At 51.8% G+C, this 2,126-nt stretch carries 2 protein-coding genes; both read right to left on the bottom strand.

What is annotated here, in order from left to right; genetic code table 11:
• Positions 1–197: 197 nt before the first annotated feature.
• Positions 198–1,766 carry a hypothetical protein gene (locus tag BLR88_RS15075; RefSeq protein WP_057899197.1) on the bottom strand — a complete coding sequence of 523 codons (1,569 nt, stop codon included), beginning with the start codon at positions 1,764–1,766 and terminating at the stop codon, positions 198–200.
• A gap of 100 nt (positions 1,767–1,866) precedes the next feature.
• Positions 1,867–2,126: ATP-binding protein (locus BLR88_RS15070; RefSeq protein WP_175493648.1), on the bottom strand; the 260-nt coding region annotated here is incomplete at its 5' end.

Below are 2,126 nucleotides of genomic sequence, written 5' to 3'. Positions count from 1 at the left end.
TAATACCTTTCTTCTTTTTTCATCTCTTGTATAATGGTCACCATAGTTTACCTTAGTAGGAGGTTTCGAAGGTGTAGCTTTTGCCGTCCCCTTAGCTACCCTCTCAGCTCCCCCTGTCGCGGCATCCTTCCCTTCTTTTTTAATGAACATCACAGTAGGGAATTGGGAGCCAGTTCCGGTATCTACTGCCCTGACCTCTACCCTGTACGAATATCTTGAATATCCCGCTTAATCTTATCCTTGACGCTCTTTGCTATCTTTCTGATAGCGGCTTTTGCCGCTAGTATCGCATCCTTAATGCGTTTTTTCAATTTCGCAATCGCGGCTGCAATTTCCTTACCGACTTTCCTAATCGTCCGCGCCGCCGTCAGCACTTTCCCCTTCAACGGGTCGATTGCCTTCTTCGCCAATCTAGCAAAATCCTTCGCCTTGTCCGCTGCCTTGACCATCTTTTTCTCGATTTTCGCCGTTTTCGCCGCTTTCATGGCCCGTTTGGCGAACTTGGCACCCGTAGCTGCGGCTCCGGCAAAGGGGATGCAGGCGGCAAACAATAATGCGGCATCCGCGTAGTTCCCTCTGGCCAAGGAGATGATTCCGTTGGCCACGTCCGCGATTTCGCCCACGCCGGGGATCAAGCCGACCACGTCCAGGGCGAGCTGCACGCCGTCCAGGAGATTGCCCCAAAAGCCGGACTCTTCCTCCTGCTGTGGCGGCTCCGTTTCCAGTTCTTCCTCCTGCGGCAGGTCTTCCACCACTACAGGCGCTTTGTACGAACCTTCCATCTCGAGCCGCGGCGCCTGTATGTCTGAGGTTCCATCCAGCACGATGCTGCTTGCGCCGCACAAGAGGTAGATCCCCTCCTGCGCCTGGATGCTTACCTTCTTCTCCACCTGGATTTCCACATCCTTTTCCGCCGCAAAGACGATGGGCTTCATGCTGTGAATCTCGATTCCGGCCTCTTCATGCAGCTTGAGAAAAATGTTTCCTTCCTCGCTCTGTTTCGCGGTGAAGACCAGTTCCTTTCCGGCCATCATCATCTCTTTGCCGTGAGGGGTCCCCCAGTACTTCACGCTAGGATTCGCCATCTTGGGAGAGCTTCCCCCTCCCTTTCGCACCGAGCTGATGGCCAGCGCTTCTTCTTCCCGGCTGCCGGGGAAGTACAGCTTTACCGCGTCACCGAGTTGGGGCATGCAGTGCCGCTGTGCCCTTCGGCGGTGTAAAAGGTGGAATACGAGAACCAATATGCCTCGCTTTTCTTCTGTTCCTTGTCGATGTCCAGATGGATCCGGACGGTATCTTTGGCGACATCGATGATCTTTCCTTCCAGCGAAGCGCCAATCGCCAACGAGGGCTTCGTTGTGGATCAAGTTTTGCCGGATGCCTTTTTCTTGGACCAGTATGTATTCGTATCTCAAGATGCCGTTTTTCATCTCGGCTGTGGAGCGGGCAACCATCCATTCTTTTCCCTTAAAGGTAACCCGATCCCCTATATTCACATAGCGGTCTGTCTCTACGACATGACACATAAAGGCTTTTTCGTCCAGTCCTGCGAAGTAGTTTTCGCTCGTTTCCATGAACTCGGACAAGTTTTTCTTCACGCAGTAATGTGTATCTGACAGCTCCGCCGGCCTTCCTTCCGGCATGCCAAACCAGAACTTGGGCATGTCCGCCGCCGCTTCCGGCAGCAGAACGGCCCCAAAATGGGACGCCATTCGTTTCAGAAACTGCCAGTCTGTTTCATCATATTGAATGATACACTTACCCAATTGAAAAGATTCCGACGCTTGATCGATATAGTCTGCCCCGTGTCAAGGCCGGCTATAACTTCCCCAAAATCGCCGTTTTAAAATTCCCCAGAAGGGCTCCTCACGAACCCTTCTGTTTTCGTGATGCAGCCTTCTTTTCCCGTAATCTGTAGCTTTCACCTTTCATGTTAAAGATACGAGAATGATGCAGAAGTCGATCCAACATCGCTGTCGCAATAACTGGATCTCCCAATACTTCTCCCCATTCACCAAATGACTTGTTGGAGGTCATGATGATAGAACCACGTTCATAGCGGCGAGAGATGACTTGAAAAAGATAGTGGGCACTTCCGTGCTCTAGATGCATATAACCCATCTCAT

The sequence above is a fragment of the Aneurinibacillus thermoaerophilus genome (assembly GCF_900099925.1).
Classification (GTDB): domain Bacteria; phylum Bacillota; class Bacilli; order Aneurinibacillales; family Aneurinibacillaceae; genus Aneurinibacillus; species Aneurinibacillus thermoaerophilus.
Note: the sequence above shows the minus strand (reverse complement) of the source record. Positions and strands in the feature narration are given on the sequence as shown.